The organism is Rhizobium sp. O111 (assembly GCF_055616315.1).
On record NZ_JBSHXL010000004.1, the window covers coordinates 245331 to 262577 of the forward strand.

14 protein-coding genes and 1 pseudogene are annotated in these 17247 nt (G+C 62.8%); 12 read left to right on the forward strand and 3 right to left on the reverse strand.

The genetic code is table 11. The features are described from left to right. Positions 1–141: 141 nt before the first annotated feature. The 4 genes from ACVTFQ_RS32655 to ACVTFQ_RS32670 all read left to right on the forward strand — a co-directional run bounded on the left by ACVTFQ_RS32655 (position 142) and on the right by ACVTFQ_RS32670 (position 7481). On the forward strand, positions 142–1170 hold the full coding sequence (locus ACVTFQ_RS32655; RefSeq protein ID WP_142859880.1) for a DUF3991 and toprim domain-containing protein: 1029 nt from the start codon (positions 142–144) through the stop codon (positions 1168–1170). A 66-nt stretch (positions 1171–1236) separates the two neighbouring features. Continuing rightward, entirely contained in the window at positions 1237–1842 is a 606-nt protein-coding gene (locus ACVTFQ_RS32660; protein WP_142859647.1) for a DUF1419 domain-containing protein, read from the forward strand. Between the two features lie 13 nt (positions 1843–1855). Further along, positions 1856–2257 carry a DUF3085 domain-containing protein gene (locus ACVTFQ_RS32665; protein ID WP_142859646.1) on the forward strand — a complete coding sequence of 134 codons (402 nt, stop codon included), beginning with the start codon at positions 1856–1858 and terminating at the stop codon, positions 2255–2257. A 112-nt stretch (positions 2258–2369) separates the two neighbouring features. Continuing rightward, a complete protein-coding gene (locus tag ACVTFQ_RS32670; RefSeq protein ID WP_142859644.1) occupies positions 2370–7481 on the forward strand; it encodes a DEAD/DEAH box helicase family protein in 5112 nt (1703 codons plus the stop codon). On the opposite strand, the gene ACVTFQ_RS32675 is transcribed toward ACVTFQ_RS32670, so the two are convergent. Together ACVTFQ_RS32675 and ACVTFQ_RS32680 are read right to left on the reverse strand one after the other, a co-directional pair. After that, a complete protein-coding gene (locus tag ACVTFQ_RS32675; RefSeq protein ID WP_142913686.1) occupies positions 7478–7909 on the reverse strand; it encodes a type II toxin-antitoxin system MqsA family antitoxin in 432 nt (143 codons plus the stop codon). The two genes, ACVTFQ_RS32670 and ACVTFQ_RS32675, sit on opposite strands and share 4 nt — an antisense overlap. Positions 7910–7911: 2 nt before the next feature. After that, on the reverse strand, positions 7912–8223 hold the full coding sequence (locus tag ACVTFQ_RS32680) for a type II toxin-antitoxin system MqsR family toxin (protein WP_142859641.1): 312 nt from the start codon (positions 8221–8223) through the stop codon (positions 7912–7914). A gap of 314 nt (positions 8224–8537) precedes the next feature. Here ACVTFQ_RS32680 and ACVTFQ_RS32685 point away from each other — a divergent pair, with 314 nt between their 5' ends. From ACVTFQ_RS32685 to ACVTFQ_RS32720, 8 genes and pseudogenes are all read left to right on the forward strand, one after another. Next, positions 8538–10292: a ParB N-terminal domain-containing protein gene (locus tag ACVTFQ_RS32685; RefSeq protein ID WP_142913687.1), complete on the forward strand. Its 1755-nt coding sequence runs from the start codon at positions 8538–8540 to the stop codon at positions 10290–10292. A gap of 99 nt (positions 10293–10391) precedes the next feature. Next, positions 10392–10865: a hypothetical protein gene (locus ACVTFQ_RS32690; protein WP_142859637.1), complete on the forward strand. Its 474-nt coding sequence runs from the start codon at positions 10392–10394 to the stop codon at positions 10863–10865. Further along, the gene (locus tag ACVTFQ_RS32695; RefSeq protein WP_142913688.1) at positions 10862–11755 is read left to right on the forward strand and encodes a DUF7007 domain-containing protein; all 894 of its coding nucleotides are present in this window, start codon (positions 10862–10864) and stop codon (positions 11753–11755) included. Before ACVTFQ_RS32690 ends, ACVTFQ_RS32695 begins: the two co-directional genes overlap by 4 nt. Continuing rightward, positions 11752–12087, forward strand: a complete 336-nt coding sequence (locus tag ACVTFQ_RS32700) for a hypothetical protein (protein WP_142913689.1) — start codon at positions 11752–11754, stop codon at positions 12085–12087. Before ACVTFQ_RS32695 ends, ACVTFQ_RS32700 begins: the two co-directional genes overlap by 4 nt. 386 nt (positions 12088–12473) lie before the next feature. Then, a complete protein-coding gene (locus ACVTFQ_RS32705) occupies positions 12474–13061 on the forward strand; it encodes a hypothetical protein (protein WP_142859631.1) in 588 nt (195 codons plus the stop codon). 313 nt (positions 13062–13374) lie between these two features. Further along, a pseudogene (locus ACVTFQ_RS32710) lies at positions 13375–13626 on the forward strand (ArdC-like ssDNA-binding domain-containing protein); the annotation flags it as partial. Between the two features lie 573 nt (positions 13627–14199). Beyond that, positions 14200–15891, forward strand: a complete 1692-nt coding sequence (ltrA, locus tag ACVTFQ_RS32715; RefSeq protein ID WP_113177758.1) for a group II intron reverse transcriptase/maturase — start codon at positions 14200–14202, stop codon at positions 15889–15891. Next, the gene (locus ACVTFQ_RS32720; protein ID WP_470424653.1) at positions 15788–16642 is read left to right on the forward strand and encodes an ArdC family protein; all 855 of its coding nucleotides are present in this window, start codon (positions 15788–15790) and stop codon (positions 16640–16642) included. The genes ltrA and ACVTFQ_RS32720 overlap by 104 nt, the downstream gene beginning before the upstream one ends. A gap of 3 nt (positions 16643–16645) precedes the next feature. Here ACVTFQ_RS32720 and ACVTFQ_RS32725 read toward each other — a convergent pair whose 3' ends face one another. Then, positions 16646–16822 carry a hypothetical protein gene (locus ACVTFQ_RS32725; protein ID WP_162854295.1) on the reverse strand — a complete coding sequence of 59 codons (177 nt, stop codon included), beginning with the start codon at positions 16820–16822 and terminating at the stop codon, positions 16646–16648. Positions 16823–17247 lie beyond the last annotated feature (425 nt).

The following is a 17247-nucleotide window of genomic DNA, read 5'->3' on the forward strand; positions in this document are numbered from 1 at the left end:
GCAAGGGAGGCTTCGCCGCGGCCGACCCAGGCATTGCATGATCCGACAATTGTCAGCCGCGCCCTGGCGGCCTTTGCTCTTCGCGGCTGGTGGAAGCGTGCCCGAGAAGAGACGGGCAAGGAAATGCGAGGAAGAAGAGGCATGGACAGAAGAGAAATAGAGGCGCTCCGCGAACGGGTGAAGTGTGCTGCCGTTCTCGAGCAGACGGGCTTCGCCATCGATATGAAGGAAAGCACGCGGCGGGCAGTGAAGTTTCGACGGGGGAGCGAGATCGTCATCGTCACCCATGAGGGGCGCGGATGGTTCGATCCGCTCAGCGATGCAAAGGGCGACGTGTTCGGTCTCGTCGCGCATCTCGACCATGTCGACTTTCTCGAATGCGCCGGACGTGTTGCCGCGCTCGTCGGTATTTCGATCACGGAACCGGAATGGCGGTCTCCAAAGATAGAGCAAGACTACGACCTCTCTTTATCCGAGCGATGGCAAACACGCCGCCGTCCATGGCCCGGTTCGTCGACCTGGGCTTATCTCGATGGTCAGCGTTTCCTGCCGGCATCTTTGCTTCGCGCCGCGATCCGGCAAGATCGTCTGCGCGAGGGGCCATATGCCAGCATGTGGGCAGCGCATACCGACAGCGCCGGAGCCGTCACCGGTTGGGAGGCGCGGGGTCCCGAGTATCGCGGTTTTGCCTCCGGAGGGACAAAGGTTCTCTTCCGCCTGGGGCAGGACACGGCGTTGCGCCTGGCTGTCACGGAAGCTGCGATCGACGCCATGAGCCTCGCCGCCATCGAGGGGTTGCGGGATGGAACGCTCTATCTCAGCACCGGCGGCGGATGGTCGCCGTCGACGGAGGCGGCGCTGCGGCAGATGGCATCGCGGCCCGAGGCTCTGCTAGTTGCGGCGACAGACGCCAATCCGCAAGGCGAGATGTTTGCCGAGCGGTTACGGGCGCTCGCTGACGACGTCGGCTGCAACTGGTCGCGCCTTCGCCCGCCGGCGGACGACTGGAACGAGGCCCTGAAAATCAGGGAGAAAGAAAGGAGGGAGAGGAAGGAAGGCGGCGTGCCGCATTCGCTTCGCCCGCGTCAAGGGAGGCTTCGCCCGGCGGAGCCGGCCCTTGACCCGGCCGGTCGCGATGCCGGCGGCCCGGAAGGTGTCATGAAGGACTGAAGAGGATGGCAAGGTCGGAAGGACAGTGCCGCACTTCGGTCCGGAACCACTCCGAAGGAGCCGCAGATGAATCCCTCTTCCGCAATCCGCAAAGTCTTCCAGGGCGTCGCCTCACGCCAGCAAATGTACCGGATGTTCGATCGTCACGCCCAGCGTCCGAACCGCTGGGAGGATGACGCTGCCCCGCTCTATGCCGGCGAATGGTTCGAGATCGCCGATACCGAACATGACTACATGTTCGAAATCCTGCCGCCGCTCTGGATCCGTGGATCGATGTTTGCGATGCGCGAGTTTCTGACAGGATCGGTGACATCGGTGTTCTTTGCGCTGCGGATCGACGGCGTCATCCGGCATTTCCATGGCTATTGCGATCTTTCCGACCGCCAGGCCGTTGAACGCATGCGGGTCGAAATCATCGAGCGCGAGAGCCGGCCGGTGCGCGCCATGTCGCGCGAGGAACGGCTTGAGCATATCTGGAGTATGACGGCGGACGACTATCGTGGTTATGCTGGCGAGCGCTGGCCGGAGGAGTCGCGTGGCAAGCGCACGATCATGCTTTACGGCGGCCAGACGGGCAGCACCCTGAAGCTGCTGGACGATCTCTCCGACGACGAAATCGCAGCCAAGCTGCCGGTGCAACTGCGCCACCTCCCCTCGCCGATCGCCGCATGAAGGAGGTCGCGCCATGCTTTCCTTCCCGCTCACATCCGTCCGCGCGGTGATTGCCCGCGGTCGGGCCGATGCGGAGGCCAATGGTGGCTTTCGTGATCTCTATTACGGCCTGCGCCCTGGCAAGGACGAGAAGCCGGGCCTCTGGCTCGTCGGCGATCACGGCGTTTATCTGATGTCCAACGGCAAGCTGCTCGATGGCGCCAAGCCCTTGGTCGTCTATGCCGAGGAGTGCGATCCCAGCACCAATGACGACTGGTTCGACGTCAAACGCCGGACATTCGGCGGCGACGACGGCGTCGATTTCATCGACGCGGAACAGCTGGAACCGATGATGGCGGCGGCTCCAGAGGCGACGCACCTTCGCATCGCATTTCATCAGGACTCGATGCAGCTCACCCTGATCGCGAAGTCCTGATCACTGAGACCACCGGCCCCCGTCAGGCCACCAATCCCTGAACCCAGAGCGTACTTCAATCCCGCGAGCTTTTCCGCGGGTGATGACGCTCGCCTTTCCCGAGGAGAACTTCATGAGCAACGATCCCTTCACTCTCGACATGTTCGGCAGCAGCGCGCTGTCGTCCGGCCTTGGCCTCGGCGGCGTCACAGCATTTGGCGGTTTCGATGCCGTTGCTGCCAATGACGACGACCCCGAACCGACACCGCCCTCTTCTGCCCCGGCCTTGCCGGTCGCGACGGCAAAGCGTCCGGCGCCGCGGCGACAGGGCGGCCGGTCCAACTTCTACCTCGACGATGCCGATCGCGTTCTTGCGGCGACGTGGAAGGAACGGGCGCGCATCAATGTCGCGGCGATCCTGATCGCAAACAACATCGAGAAGCAGGACCGGCCGGCCACTCGCGAGGAGCAGCAGCGGTTGATCCGCTTTACAGGCTTTGGCGCATCGGAACTTGCGAACACGATATTCCGTCGTCCGGGCGAGCCTGACTTCCGCGCCGGCTGGAGCGAGCTTGGCACTTCGCTCCAGAGTGCGGTTTCGGAGGGAGACTACGCGTCCCTTGCCCGCTGCACGCAATATGCGCATTTCACGCCGGAGTTCATCATCCGGTCCATCTGGGCGAGCTTGCAGCGCCTTGGCTGGCGTGGCGGCCGGGTGCTCGAGCCTGGCATCGGCACCGGCCTGTTCCCCGCGCTGATGCCGAAAGCATTGCGCGATCGGAGTTTCTTCACCGGTATCGAGCTTGACCCTGTCACCGCCAGGATCGTCCGCCTGCTACAGCCGAAGGCGCGGATCATCAACGGCGACTTTGCGCGCGCCGATCTGGCGCCGATTTACGATCTCGCCATCGGCAATCCGCCTTTCTCCGACCGGACCGTCCGATCCGACCGGGCCTATCGCTCGCTGGGCTTGCGGCTGCATGACTATTTCATCGCCCGTTCGATCGACCTCCTGAAACCCGGCGCGCTCGGCGCCTTCGTCACCAGCGCCGGCACGATGGACAAGGCGGATGCGACAGCACGCGAACACATCGCCAAAACCGCGGACCTGATCGCCGCGATCCGCCTGCCGGAGGGCACCTTCCGCCGCGATGCCGGCACGGACGTCGTGGTTGACCTGCTCTTCTTCCGCAAGCGCAAGACCGGGGAGGCTGAGGGAGACCTCTCCTGGCTCGCCCTTGAGGAGGTGCGACCGGCGACGCAAGACGACGGCGCAATTCGGGTGAACCGCTGGTTTGCGCGACATCCTGATTTCGTGCTTGGCGATCATGCCCTGACCTCCGGCCCCTTTGGCGAGACCTACACCTGCCGACCGCGTGCCGGCGAGGACCTTGAGGCGGCTTTGCAGCAGGCGATCCTCCTGCTTCCCGAGGGCCGCTATGACGGCGAGCCGACCGAAATCGACATCGACCTCGAGACCGAGCTCGGCGAGATCGTCGACCTTCGCCCCGACAGTCGACAGGTCCGGGAGGGTAGCTTCCTCATCGACATCAGACGCGGTCTCATGCAGATGGTCGACGGCGCGCCGGTCGAAGTCCAGGTGCGCAAGGGCCGCACCGGCGACGGCATGCCGGAAAAGCACGTCCGCATCATCAAGAAACTGATCCCGATCCGCGACGCCGTGCGCGATGTGCTGAAGGCCCAGGAACAGGATCGGCCGTGGCGCGATCTGCAGGTTCGCCTACGAATCGCCTGGTCGAGTTTCGTGCGCGATTTCGGGCCGATCAACCACACCACCGTCAGCATCACTGAGGATCCCGAAACCGGCGAGGTGCGCGAAACGCACCGCCGCCCGAACCTGCAGCCCTTTCTTGACGACCCCGATTGCTGGCTGGTCGCCTCAATCGAGGATTACGATCTCGACACCGACACGGCCAAGCCCGGCCCGATCTTTTCCGAACGGGTGATTTCGCCCCCTGCCCCGCCGGTAATCACCAGCGCCGCCGATGCACTCGCTGTTGTCCTCAACGAACGTGGTCGCGTCGATATCGAGCATATCGCCGAACTGCTGCACAGACATGCCGATGCGGTCGTCGATGAACTCGGCGATTCAATCTTCCGGGATCCTGACGACGGGTCCTGGCAGACGGCCGACGCCTATCTCGCCGGCCCGGTCCGCACCAAGCTCGCTGTCGCTGAAGCGGCCGCGGGACTGGATCCAGCCTATGAGCGCAACGTTCGTGCGCTTCGGGCCGTACAGCCCGGCGACCTTCGCCCCTCCGACATCACCGCACGTCTGGGTGCGCCGTGGATTCCGGCGAGCCATGTCGTGGCTTTCGTCAAGGAGAGGATGGGCGCCGACATCAGGATCCACCATATGCCGGAGCTTGGCAACTGGACCGTGGAGGCGCGGCAGCTTGGCTACAGTGCCGCCGGTACATCCGAATGGGGTACCAGCCGCCGTGATGCCGGTGAACTGCTCGCCGACGCACTGAACAGCCGCGTTCCGCAGATCTTCGACGTCTTCAAGGACGCCGGCGGCGAGCGGCGCGTCCTGAACGTGGTCGATACCGAAGCCGCGCGCGACAAGCTGCAGAAGATCAAGCAGGCCTTCCAGGATTGGGTGTGGACCGACCCGGATCGCACCGACCGGCTGGCGCGGGTCTATAACGACCGGTTCAACAACCTCGCGCCGCGCAAATTCGATGGTTCGCATCTCAAACTTCCTGGCGCCTCAGGCGCCTTTGTTCTCTATGGGCACCAGAAGCGCGGCATCTGGCGGATCATCTCGTCCGGCTCGACCTATCTCGCGCATGCCGTCGGCGCCGGCAAGACGATGACGATGGCGGCCGCAATCATGGAACAGCATCGCCTCGGTCTGATCGCCAAGGCGATGCTGGTCGTGCCCGGCCATTGCCTGGCGCAGGCGGCGCGTGAGTTCCTCGCCCTCTACCCCAATGCCCGCATCCTGGTGGCGGACGAGACCAACTTCACCAAGGACAAGCGGGCGCGATTCTTGAGCCGGGCGGCGACCGCCACCTGGGATGCGATCATCATCACGCACTCGGCGTTCAGGTTCATCGCTGTGCCGTCGGCCTTTGAACAGCAGATGATCCACGACGAGCTCGAACTCTATGAGGATCTGCTGACCAAGGTCGACAGCGAGGATCGCGTCTCGCGCAAGCGCCTCGAACGACTGAAAGAGGGTCTGCAGGAACGCCTGGAGGGCCTCGCGACTCGCAAGGACGATCTTCTCACAATCTCGGAAATCGGTGTCGACCAGATCATTGTCGACGAGGCGCAGGAGTTCCGGAAGCTTTCCTTCGCGACCAACATGTCGACGTTGAAGGGTATCGATCCGAACGGCTCGCAGCGCGCCTGGGACCTCTACGTCAAATCCCGCTTCATCGAAACCAAGAATCCCGGCCGGGCGCTGGTGCTCGCTTCCGGCACGCCGATCACCAACACGCTTGGCGAGATGTTCTCGATCCAACGCCTGCTCGGACACGAAGCGCTTGCCGAGCGCGGTCTGCACGAGTTTGACGCCTGGGCATCGTGCTTCGGCGACACGACGACCGAGCTCGAAATACAGCCCTCCGGCAAATACAAACCGGTCAGCCGGTTCGCGAGCTTCGTCAATGTTCCGGAACTGATCGCGATGTTCCGCGCTTTCGCCGATGTCGTCATGCCGGAGGATCTTCGCGAATTCGTCAGGGTGCCTGATATCTCCACCGGCCGGCGGCAGATCCTCACCGCTAAACCGACGCCGGCCTTCAAGGCCTATCAGCAGATCCTCGATGCCCGTATCAAAGCGATCGAGATGCGCGAGGGACCGGCACAGCCCGGCGACGATATCCTGCTCTCGGTCATCACCGACGGCCGCCATGCGGCGATCGATTTGCGCCTCGTCATCCCGGTAAACGATAACGAAAAGGACAACAAGCTCAACCTCCTCGTCCGCAACGCCTTCCGGATCTGGCAGGAGACCAGCGAGGCCACATTTATTCGCCCGGACGGCAAGGCTTACGAGCTGCCAGGTGCGGCGCAGATGATCTTTTCCGATCTCGGCACCATCAATGTCGAGAAGACCCGCGGCTTTTCGGCTTACCGTTGGATCCGCGACGAGCTCGTGCGGCTCGGTGTTCCCGCTTGCGAAATCGCTTTCATGCAGGACTTCAAGAAAACCGAGGCCAAGCAGCGGCTCTTCGGTGATGTGCGCGCCGGCCGGGTTCGGTTCCTGATCGGCAGTTCCGAGACAATGGGCACGGGTGTCAATGCGCAGCTCCGTCTGAAAGCGCTGCACCATCTCGACGTCCCGTGGCTGCCGTCTCACATCGAGCAACGCGAGGGCCGAATTGTCCGGCAGGGCAATCAGCATGACGTGGTCGATATCTTCGCCTATGCCACGGAAGGGTCGCTCGATGCTTCCATGTGGCAGAACAACGAGCGCAAGGCCCGCTTCATCGCGGCAGCGCTCAGCGGTGATACATCGATCCGCCGGCTCGAGGATCTCGGTGAAGGGCAAGCCAACCAGTTCGCCATGGCGAAGGCCATCGCTTCCGGTGACGAACGGCTGATGCAGAAGGCTGGACTGGAGGCCGATGTCGCCCGTCTGGAACGGCTGCGCGCCGCCCATGACGACGACCAATATGCGGTCCGCCGGCAAATGCGCGATGCGGAAGGCGACATCGAGGTCTCGACCCGCCGCATCGCGGAGATCGGCCAGGATATCGGCCGGCTGGTGCCGACTACCGGCGACGCTTTCGCGATGACCGTTCTCGGCAAAGCCTACCAGGAGCGCAAGGATGCCGGCCGCGCGCTGATGAAGGAAATCCTCACTCTTCTCCAACTGCAGCAGGAGGGTGAGGTTCATCTGGCGAGCATTGGGGGTTTCGATCTTGTCTATGAGGGCGAGCGCTTCGGAAAGGGTGATGGCTATCGTTACCTCACCACGCTCCAGCGCACCGGCGCGGATTACGAGATCGATCTTGCGGTGACGGTGACGCCGCTCGGCGCCGTGTCCCGCCTCGAGCACGCGCTCGACGGGTTCGACGAGGAGCGGGAACGCTATCGCCACCGCTTGGAGGAAGCGCGTCGGCGGCTTGCCTCCTATCGCTCGCGTGAAGGCGGCGTTTTCCCCTTTGCGGATGAACTTGCCGAGAAGCGCAGACAGCTCCGCGACATCGATCAGGCCCTCGCCGATGATGCGAGGCGTACGGACGAAGCCGCTGCTGTTGCCGCTTAGCTTGCCTGTTGCCGCAACTCTTCGATGAGTTCCGGATGCCGGTCGAGAAGGCGCAGCAATTGGCTGGTCGGGCCGCTTGGCTCGACCAAGCCGCGCTCGTATTTGTCGAACGCGCTTTCACCAACCTTCAGGATGCCGCCTGCTTCACGTTGCGACAGTTTTAGTTTTTTGCGCACTCTGCGGATTGTCGACGGAGAGGGAATGCCTTCAACTTCTTCCTTCAACGCCCGCAAGGCCGCGTCCGTTGCCTCCATGTCGTTGCCGACATGAACACCTTCGTCGCCGCTATCGGGATAATATCCCGGCAGGTCGACCGTTTTGCTCTTGCCCTTGTAGGTCACGACAAACGGTCGGACGTCCCGGCGCAGCGTCTCTCCGGTTTCCGGTGAGATCATCGTTTCGGGCAGTATATTTGCTGCAACCGCCATTATCATCTCTCCTTGAATGACATGATCCGGAATTCCGTGATCACGTCCGCCTGGAATTTCACATAAAGCACCATGCCGTGCTCGGGGACCGGCACATGATAAACATCTTGCCATACCCGATGGTCTGCGTTCGCTGTCATCGACTTGTAGAACATACGGCGCTCGATGGTGTCGATGGTCGCGACGATGCCGGCGCGGTCGTAGCCCAATGAGGCGGCATCCCGCAGCGCCGTCGTCGTGATGGCAAGCGTCGAAATCGACCCCAAAACAGCTTTAACGGCCTCGAGATCGTATGTCGGGCGCCTTTTCTCCATGACTTTATATGACACCTTAATGGTGTCAAATCAAGCTTGTCGTTGTGGGGAAAAGATAGAGGAAAATCCGGGAGGAGAACCGGTCGCAGATCGGTCGTCCCGTCGCCGCTTGCGCTCAACCGCCGCCTCCGCATCCCGGCCACTCGTCCCGCGCAGGGCGCGAGGCACCCCGCTTGTCCTTCGAAGCAGGGACGCTCGGCCGCAGTTGCGCCGGTCCGCCCGTCCTGCGGTTCGGAAAGTGTCTTCGGAAAGAGATGAAGACAGGAAGGACCGGCAAGAGGCCGCGTCCCCGCATCCCGGAAGAGGAAAATCCCATGCATATCATGAAGGTCGATCCGCGCTCGTTGAAGGACAATCCGGACAATACCCGGCAATCCAAATCCACCCCGCAGGCCGATGCGCTGCTGCTCGCCACCATCAAGGCCGTCGGCATCATCCAGCCGCCCGTCATTTTTCCCGAAGTTGGTGGTGGGAACGGCTACGTCATTGAAGCCGGTCATCGTCGCACCCGCATGGCCATCGCCGCAGGCCTCGAGGAAATCGAGGTGCTCGTCGTCGAAGCCGCAAACGACAATGGCGCCATGCGGTCGATGGTCGAGAACATTGCGCGCGAACCGCTGAACCCGGTCGACCAGTGGCGCGGCATCGAACGCCTGGTCGCACTCGACTGGACCGAGGAAGCAATTGCGGTGGCACTCGCCCTGCCCGTCCGGCAAATCCGCAAGCTGCGCCTGCTCGCCAACGTCCTACCGGCGATGCTCGACCAGATGGCGTTCGGCGACATGCCGAATGAGCAGCAGCTCCGCACGATCGCGGCAGCACACCTCGATGAGCAGAAGGAGGTCTGGAAGGCGCAGAAGCCGAAGAAGGGCCAGCCCGCCGCATGGTGGCAGATTGCCAACGCGCTGAGCAAGACCCGGATGTATGCCAAGGATGCGAGCTTCGGTGACGATCTCAGAGAAGCCTACGGCATCGAATGGATCGAGGATCTGTTCGCTCCCGCGGACGAGGACAGCCGCTACACCACCAATGTCGAAGCCTATCTCGGCGCCCAGCAGGAGTGGATGACGAACAATCTGCCCAAGAAGGGAATGATCGCCGAGGTTTCTCAATGGGGCGAGGTGAAGCTGCCGCAAAAGGCAAGCCGCGTCTATGGCAAGCCCGGCAAGGGTGACCACACCGCCATGTATCTGGATCGGAACGGCAAGGTTCAAACCGTGCATTACCGGATGCCCGAGGAGAAGAAGACCAAGGGCAAGGGAGCGGTCGTCGGAGGTGGCGACACCGCTGGCGAGGATGCGATCGACGGGCCGAAGCAGCGTCCCGACGTCACGCAGAAGGGCCTCGATATGATCGGCGACCTCAGGACCGACGCGCTGCACGAGGCGCTCGCCCGCGCACCGATCGAGGACGACACGCTGATGGCCCTCCTTGTCCTCGCCTTTGCCGGCATGAATGTCCGGGTTGACTCCGGGGCAAACGACCACGTCTTCGGCGCGAAGCGGTTCGCCCGCCATGCGGCTCGGTTGCTCGACGCTGACGGCAAGCTCGCCTTCGACCGCGACACCTTGCGGGTTTCCACCCGCTCGATGCTGGTCGATGTGCTGTCGTGCCGCCGAGGCATGTCGAACAGCGGCATCGTGTCGCGCATAGCCGGCGACGCCATCGGCGCGGACGGATACCTCCCGAACATGGGCACAGAAGACTTCCTGCTTTGCCTGTCGCGGCAGGCGCTCGAGGCTTCGTGCGAGGGCACCTCGGTTCTCCCCCGCCCGAGGGTCCGCGAGACCCGTGCCGCACTGGTCGAGCACTTCAAGCAAGGGCATTTCGTCCATCCGGCCGCCCTGTTTGCCCCCGATCCGAAGGATCTCGCCGAACTGATCAAGCAGGGCGAGGTCGTGGAGGATTACGATACGGTGACCTCCGAGGAAACAACGGATCGCCTCGAAGGCGAACTTGCTGACGGCAGCGTCGCCGGCGAGGAGGCCGATTTTGCTGTCGCCGATCCGGAAGCCGGTGACGGCGCCGACGACGCGGTCGAGACCGCCTACGGCATCGCGGCCGAATAGCCGAAGCCCTCCCATCTTTTCCGATCGATCCCCCGCCGCCGGCCATCACCGGCGGCGGTTCGTTTCCATGAACACCGCAGAATTTCAAGGAGATGTCCAATGTCTGCGTCCCTGATCTACGATCTCGTCCCGATCGGCTCCATCATTGCCTGGTCCGATGGCACACCCCGCCCGCCCGAGCGCTTCAAGAAGAAGCTCGCGGCCTGGCAGACGCGCAACAGCAAGGGCCGGCTGATCCGCAAGGAGGGTCCGCGCTCCGGAAACTACAACTCGCCTGGCTATTTCACACTGCATGAGGCGGATTTCGGCGGGAAAAACACCATCGTCATGCGCATTCACCGAACCTTCGGCCTCGACTCCGATCTCACCTTCAAGGTGCTCGAGCGCCCCGCCCTCGGTTCGATCCGCGTCTTCGATCGCGCCGGTTCGAACGCGGAACTTGTCCATCTCGCGGACAATCGCGAGGCGGCCGCGGTCTGGCTGCAAGAACACGGCTATCCGAACGCCGTGCTCGAAGAGGTGACCGCCGACGAGGTTGCGGCTGCTCAGGTCGAAGGGAGGGCCGCCGCATGAGGACCTCAGAACTTCAGCATGAGCCGGTATCGGCTTTAGAGGATTTGGACGTGGAATTCGGCGTCAGCGCCGACGGATTTCCGGTCGCCCGGATCGGCGATACGCATCTGGCAATGATGCCGGCGCGCGATGGCGCGAGCTTCCTCGCGAGCGCTTGGCGGCTCGTCCATCCGCTTTCCGAGCTGACGCGCGCAGATTTCTACGGTCACGATGGCCGCCTCGAGGATGAGGCGGCTTTTCGCGCCCGGGTCTTCGAGACGGCCCAGCACAAGCGCGAGTTATCCGCCCTGAGGCGGATCCAGACCCGCATGACGGCCAGTACGCCCTGGGGACCGTCGCAGCTTGCGACCGTCTACGCGGAGGGGATCGTGTCCCATATGACGGCTGGCCATGGCGGGTTTCATCTGTCGGCCGAACGGAATCTTCGCGTCTCCCCGTTGCTGCGAAAGTCCTCGCACTGGTACGAGGAGGATGCCGAATGGGCCATCGTCGCCCTCTCCTTCCCGGAGCTCTTCACCTCATACGAGCGCAAAGGTGCGGACGAGACATTCCGCAACAGCTGGCCGACCGCATGGGAAGAGATCCACGGGCGCGAACTCGGGTCCGGCCAATCCTGGACGAAGGACCGGCAAGCCTTCGAGCGCAGGCATGCCGGCGACTGGGTCGTCGTCTCGGCGATCTATTCCAGCCACTATGCCGATATGACGGAGGTGGTCGCCACGCGCGGCGGCATGCGGGACCAACGTGCCGACGAGCGGCGCTTTCTTGTTCCGAGCGCCGAATATGCAACCCGCGGGCCGTTCGGCTTCGTCATCGATGAACAACGTCACGCCGTCTATGACGGTCCTTCGGACTTCATCGGCTGGCAGTGGCGGAGGACCGGGACATGACCCCGATCAGTCCGTGGGTGCTCCTTTCCCGCATGGAGGCGGCGCGTCGTCAGACGCGCCATCATCTCGATCTCGTCCATCGGCAGATTGCCACACGCGCTGAGCGCCTGGCCGTGACCGAAAAGGCGAAAGCCAAAAACCGCACGCACAAGCGCTCCGGCTCACGATGGACTCGGTCGGATGAGATGCTGTTTCAGGATCACCTCGATCGCCTGTCATTCGAACGTCGCGGCGAACTCGAGGCGCTCATCCGGAAACTGGAGCGTCAGGACCGTGCCATCACCACGCTACGGCTGAAGCTCGGTGACGCGGTTTGGCGAGAGGCAGCGTGAGAGGCAGCCGCCGGCAGCGCATTTGCGGAGTGTGCCCGCGTATTGGTGAGAGGCATTGCGAGGATGGCCATCGTTTCCCACATTCGGTTTCGGGGAGAGTCTCAGCCCCGTGCCGGCCTGCCCTTCGTGTTCGTTGCGGTCTGAACCGGCGGCCGGTCGTTTCAAGGCCGCTTTCGCGCCGCGGTGCGGCCAAAACAGCCTCGCTGCGCAAAGCGAACCCGCGTCCCGCGCAGGGTGCCCCCGCTTGGTCGCAAGCCCGCTCCGCTCGCTCAGCCGCTCCGGACCTGTGAAATCGCCCGTCCCTCGCCGGTTCCTTTTGACCGCACCGAAGGGCAGACCGGCACGGGGCCGGAACCGCTTCGGACCAAACCGAAAAGGAAACCGTTATGGCCAAGCCCGCGACCCCCAACCGCTCTTCCGCCCGCGTCGTGCAACTCCGCAAGGGTGCGACCCTCGAAATGGTCCGCCTCACCTGCCCCGACAGCGCCCAGGCGCTCAAGATCGCCGAAAGCTTCGGAACCGCACTGGTCGACAGCGACGGCATCCGCGACCTGCATGAGCGACTGATCAATGAGACCGCCGACAGCCTGGCGGAGGGCCTCGGCGAACGGGCGATGCAGATCCATCTCCAGCGCATCGTCGGCGCCTTCGTCGGATCGGCACATGGCGCCGGGCAGTTCTACTCTCGTGCGGTCACAGAAGCCCGCGACGCCACGGCGAAGGCGTCCAACGATGCCCGCGACGAGGATCTCGATGGTCCCGTTGGCTACGACAGCGCCGCCCAGCGCAAGCGCGAGTTCGCGGCCGACATGGGTGTCCAGGCTCATGCGCTCAGGATGGCGGCCGAGGGCGCCGTCGCAGCCTACGAGCAGGTCGTCGGCGAGACCTGGAAGCCCTTCGATCGCCCGGTCGAAAACCCCGGCGCCAATCTCGACCGCAAGGCGGCCGAAGCGCAAATGGCCGCCCTCGGGTAAAGCGGCCCGGGCGGCGCCCACGTGCCGCCCTACCCTCATCTTTCCAGCTTCCATCGGCCGGCTCCCAAGAGGGGCCGGCCTTTCCGCATGTCGCGCTGCCCCAGGGGAAAAACAGGCAAGGAAATGAGGAACCGGCCTATCGCGGCCCGTCCCTGTCGGCGGTCCTGCAGGAGCCCGGCTTGTGAGGTGCAACGGCTTCGCCGTCCTCCACGCTGTTTCGGCCGTTCCGGTGCGCTCCAAGCCCTTCCGCTCCTGCCCTCGGACCTCCGCGACGGGCCGCGATAGGCGCGGCTCGGAATAGGAGGTTTGAGACATGAACAGGAAAACCGAAGGCGAACGCGGCGATATCTACACGAGGATCACCGACCGGATCGTTGCCGATCTGGAAAAAGGGGTTCGTCCCTGGATGAAGCCGTGGAGCGTAGCCAACACTCAAGGCAGGATTACGCGGCCGCTACGGCACAACGGGCAGCCCTATTCGGGCATGAACGTTCTCCTTCTATGGTCCGAGGGGATGGCGAGAGGTTTCGCCTCTCCGGTGTGGATGACCTTCAAGCAAGCGGTGCGACGTGAAAGTCGCATGAAAGGAGTGACCCCATGGGTCCATGAGTAGTGTTCAACTCTGTCGCCACATTCCCCATGCGACGTCGGTAACGGCGTGGTGTGAAGCGGGAATGAAAGCCCAAGATGGAAATGCAGCCAACGCATTTTGTCGGGCGAGGCGAAGGTCGGAAGGGCGAACGCGAGTGAATTCTCATCGAAACGCGCCGTGAGGTAGTAAGGCCGTAACCGTTGGTTGACACGGCCGAGCTGGGCAAATGCGAACTGGGGTGAGCTTGGCCCCACCGCGAACACCGCGCCCCGGCGTACTGAGAGCGCCCGCCCCGACCGCATCTCCTTCATGTGGAACACGGAAACCCCGATGGGAACCGGTGGCAACGCCGGTAGGCCGACCGCAAGGGAAGCTGAATGCCCAGCGGGAACAGGAAGACCCAAGAAGCGAATGCCGGCAGATCGAAAGATCAAGGGAATCCATAACCTGCCGGATAGAGCAATGCTCAAGCCGAAAGGCTGCTGACGTGGGTTTGGTGAACCGCCCGAAGACGTTGTGATGATTGCTAACCGAGGGAAAAGTTAGGTGCGGAATTCTTCTGCAAACGGAACCAAGGGACAGACCGACTGGAATGCCGTCAACTGGCGGCAAGTCAATCGGCGCGTCCGCAATCTGAGACAGCGCATCTTCCGGGCGTCCCGTGAGAACGACCTTGCCAAGGTGCGTTCTTTACAGAACCTGATGCTTCGGAGTTACTCAAACACGCTGAAAAGCGTGCGACAGGTCACTCAGGAGAACAAGGGAAAATACACTGCTGGCGTAGACGGCATCGTCACGACGACCGTCGAGGCTCGCAACGAGTTGGCCGACAGCCTCATGTCGGTTCAGCCGTGGCGAGCAGCGCCAGCGCGTAGGGTGTATATTCCGAAGGCAGGCGGGAAACTGCGCCCCCTTGGAATCCCAACCATCCGTGACCGAGCTTTGCAGGCGCGGGTGAAAAACGCGCTCGAACCCTTCTGGGAGGCACGCTTCGAGCCTTGCAGCTATGGGTTCAGGCCGGGACGGGGATGCCACGATGCCATAGCGAGAATCTACAATGTCGCCGCACCAGTGCGCCGCCGCCGATGGGTTCTCGATGCTGACATCAAAGGGGCGTTCGATAACATCGACCATGAATTCCTGCTCAACGCCATCGAAGGGTTCCCTGCAAAGGAGCTCATTCGTCAGTGGCTGAAAGCGGGGTACATGGAGCGCGGGGTCTTTCACGACAGCGATAGTGGTACGCCGCAAGGTGGCGTGATCAGTCCTCTGCTCGCCAACATCGCCCTGCACGGCATGGAGGCCGCGGTTGGTGTGAAATACATCACCCGCGGCGACAATGTCGGCAAGCGGTGTTTGATCCGCTACGCAGACGATTTTGTCGTCTTCTGCGATAGCGAAGAAGATGCGTGTCAGGCTCGGGTGGAACTATCCGCCTGGCTGGCAGCGCGGGGCCTTGTCCTCTCAGACGAGAAGACGCGGATAGTGCATCTATCCGATGGGTTCGACTTCCTCGGCTTCAACATCCGCCAATATCGGAGTCCGGAAACCCGATGGGGCTGGAAGCTGTTGATCAAGCCTTCCCGGAAATCGGTGAAATCGCTGAAAGCCAGGATGATACGGGAATGGCGAGGACTGGACGGTCAGAACATAGTCACCGTCCTTACTCGGCTAAACCCGATCATTCGAGGCTGGAGCAATTATTACCGGAGCGTGGTATCGAAACGGCTATTCGCCCAACTCGACAGCTGGATCTTTGGCAAAGAGGTCCGTTGGGCGCGGAAGACACATCCGCAAAAGCCATGGTACTGGGTCACGCGCAAATACTGGGGTAAGTTACACCCCAAGAGAATGGACTACTGGGTCTTCGGCGATGCTGCCGGAGACGGCGGTCGTCTCATCAAGTTTGCGTGGACCCCGATCGTTCGACATATCCTTGTGAAAGGGGGCGCATCGCCAGATGATCCAGCCCTCCGAGACTATTGGGTGCGGCGAAGATCGCGTCAGCATGCCGAGCTTTCCGGTCGGCAACAGGCTCTCGCCAAAGAACAAGGAGGCATGTGCTTCCGCTGCGGTGAGACCCTGCACAACGACGAGGCCCTGTGCGTTCACCACATCACGGCACCTCGCCTTGGTGGGAAACGCACGCTCGATAATCAGCGCCTCATGCACCTCTACTGCCATCTCCAGGCTCTTGCTGCGGAGAGGAGTGTACGGGATCGCAAGCGGTTTGCTTGAGCCGTGTGCGGGGAAACTCGCAAGCACGGTTCTGAGGGGGCGGGGCAGCGGCGACGCTGCCCCGCTACCCGACCGGGAGCTCGGAGCCGTGGTTCGCAAGGGCGAAACCGGCTCGACTGTGGTGTTCGCGAGCCGCTTCACCAAATCGGAAACCGACGGCAATGGCAAGGAGGTCGACCGGGAGATCCCTTTCCTGAAGGCGTATTCTGTGTTCAATGTGGACCAGATCGACGGTCTGCCGGACCATCACTACCATCGTCCGGAACCGACTCTCGATCCGGTCGAGCGGATAGAGAATGCCGATCGCTTCTTCCGCAACACCGGCGCCGTTATCCGCCATGGCGGGACGCAAGCCTACTATTCGCCGGTGACCGACCATATCCAGATGCCGCCGTTCCAGACCTTCCGCGATGCGGCTTCCTACACGGCAACGCTGAGTCATGAGGCAACGCACTGGACCGCGAACCCGCGGCGCGTGGGCCGCGATCTCAGCCGTTATGCCAAGGACAAGAGCGAGCGCGCCCGCGAGGAACTCATTGCCGAGCTCGGCAGCTGCTTCCTATGCGCCGACCTTGGAATCGTACCGGAGCTCGAGCCACGGCCCGATCACGCGTCGTACCTTGCCTCATGGCTCGCCGTGCTTTCCGAAGACAGGCGGGCGATTTTTCAGGCGGCCGCTCATGCGCAGAGGGCAGTCACCTTCCTGCACGATCTGCAGCCTGATGCAGCTGATGAGAAAGTCGCGGCTTAAAAATCAGCGTCGGTCGTTGCATCCGCCAACGGCCGACACCTCTCTCGGCTCTCTCTGCTTGAGCGCGCCCTGATCTGGTGTCAGGTCCAGCTTGCCCCAGATCGAGGTTTTGCGGTCGGTCGGTTTGAGCTTTCGGGATTGCTTGATTTCGACGGTAAACGGCTTTGTCTGCTGACGCATGTATCCTCCAGGCGACGAATCGCGAGCACACGATACCGGGTTGATTACTGGAGGCAACTCCCACTCTGGCCGGTCCGTCGCCACCGAATTGCGGCTCTGGCATTGCGATAGAGAAACGGTTCGACCACAGCAATGTTCCGCTGGGTGAGGCGGTGGCAGGTTGCCATCAGCGTGTTCCTCTTGACCCGTCGGCATAGGCCACGTCCTTTGCGGGCTCGATGAGGCATGTCTGATCGGGGAGCGGCTTCGCCTCGATCGTCTTCCCGCAACGGCCATGCAAAACTTTCTTCCCCTGGCGGCTACGCCGCCATTCCTCGCGCGGCAACAAAGTTTCTCCCGGCCGCCCTCCATTCCATTCCGGCCTTATCAGGTGCGGTCCGATCGTCCCCGATCCTTGCGACAGCCATCGAGGCCGCGAAGGGCGC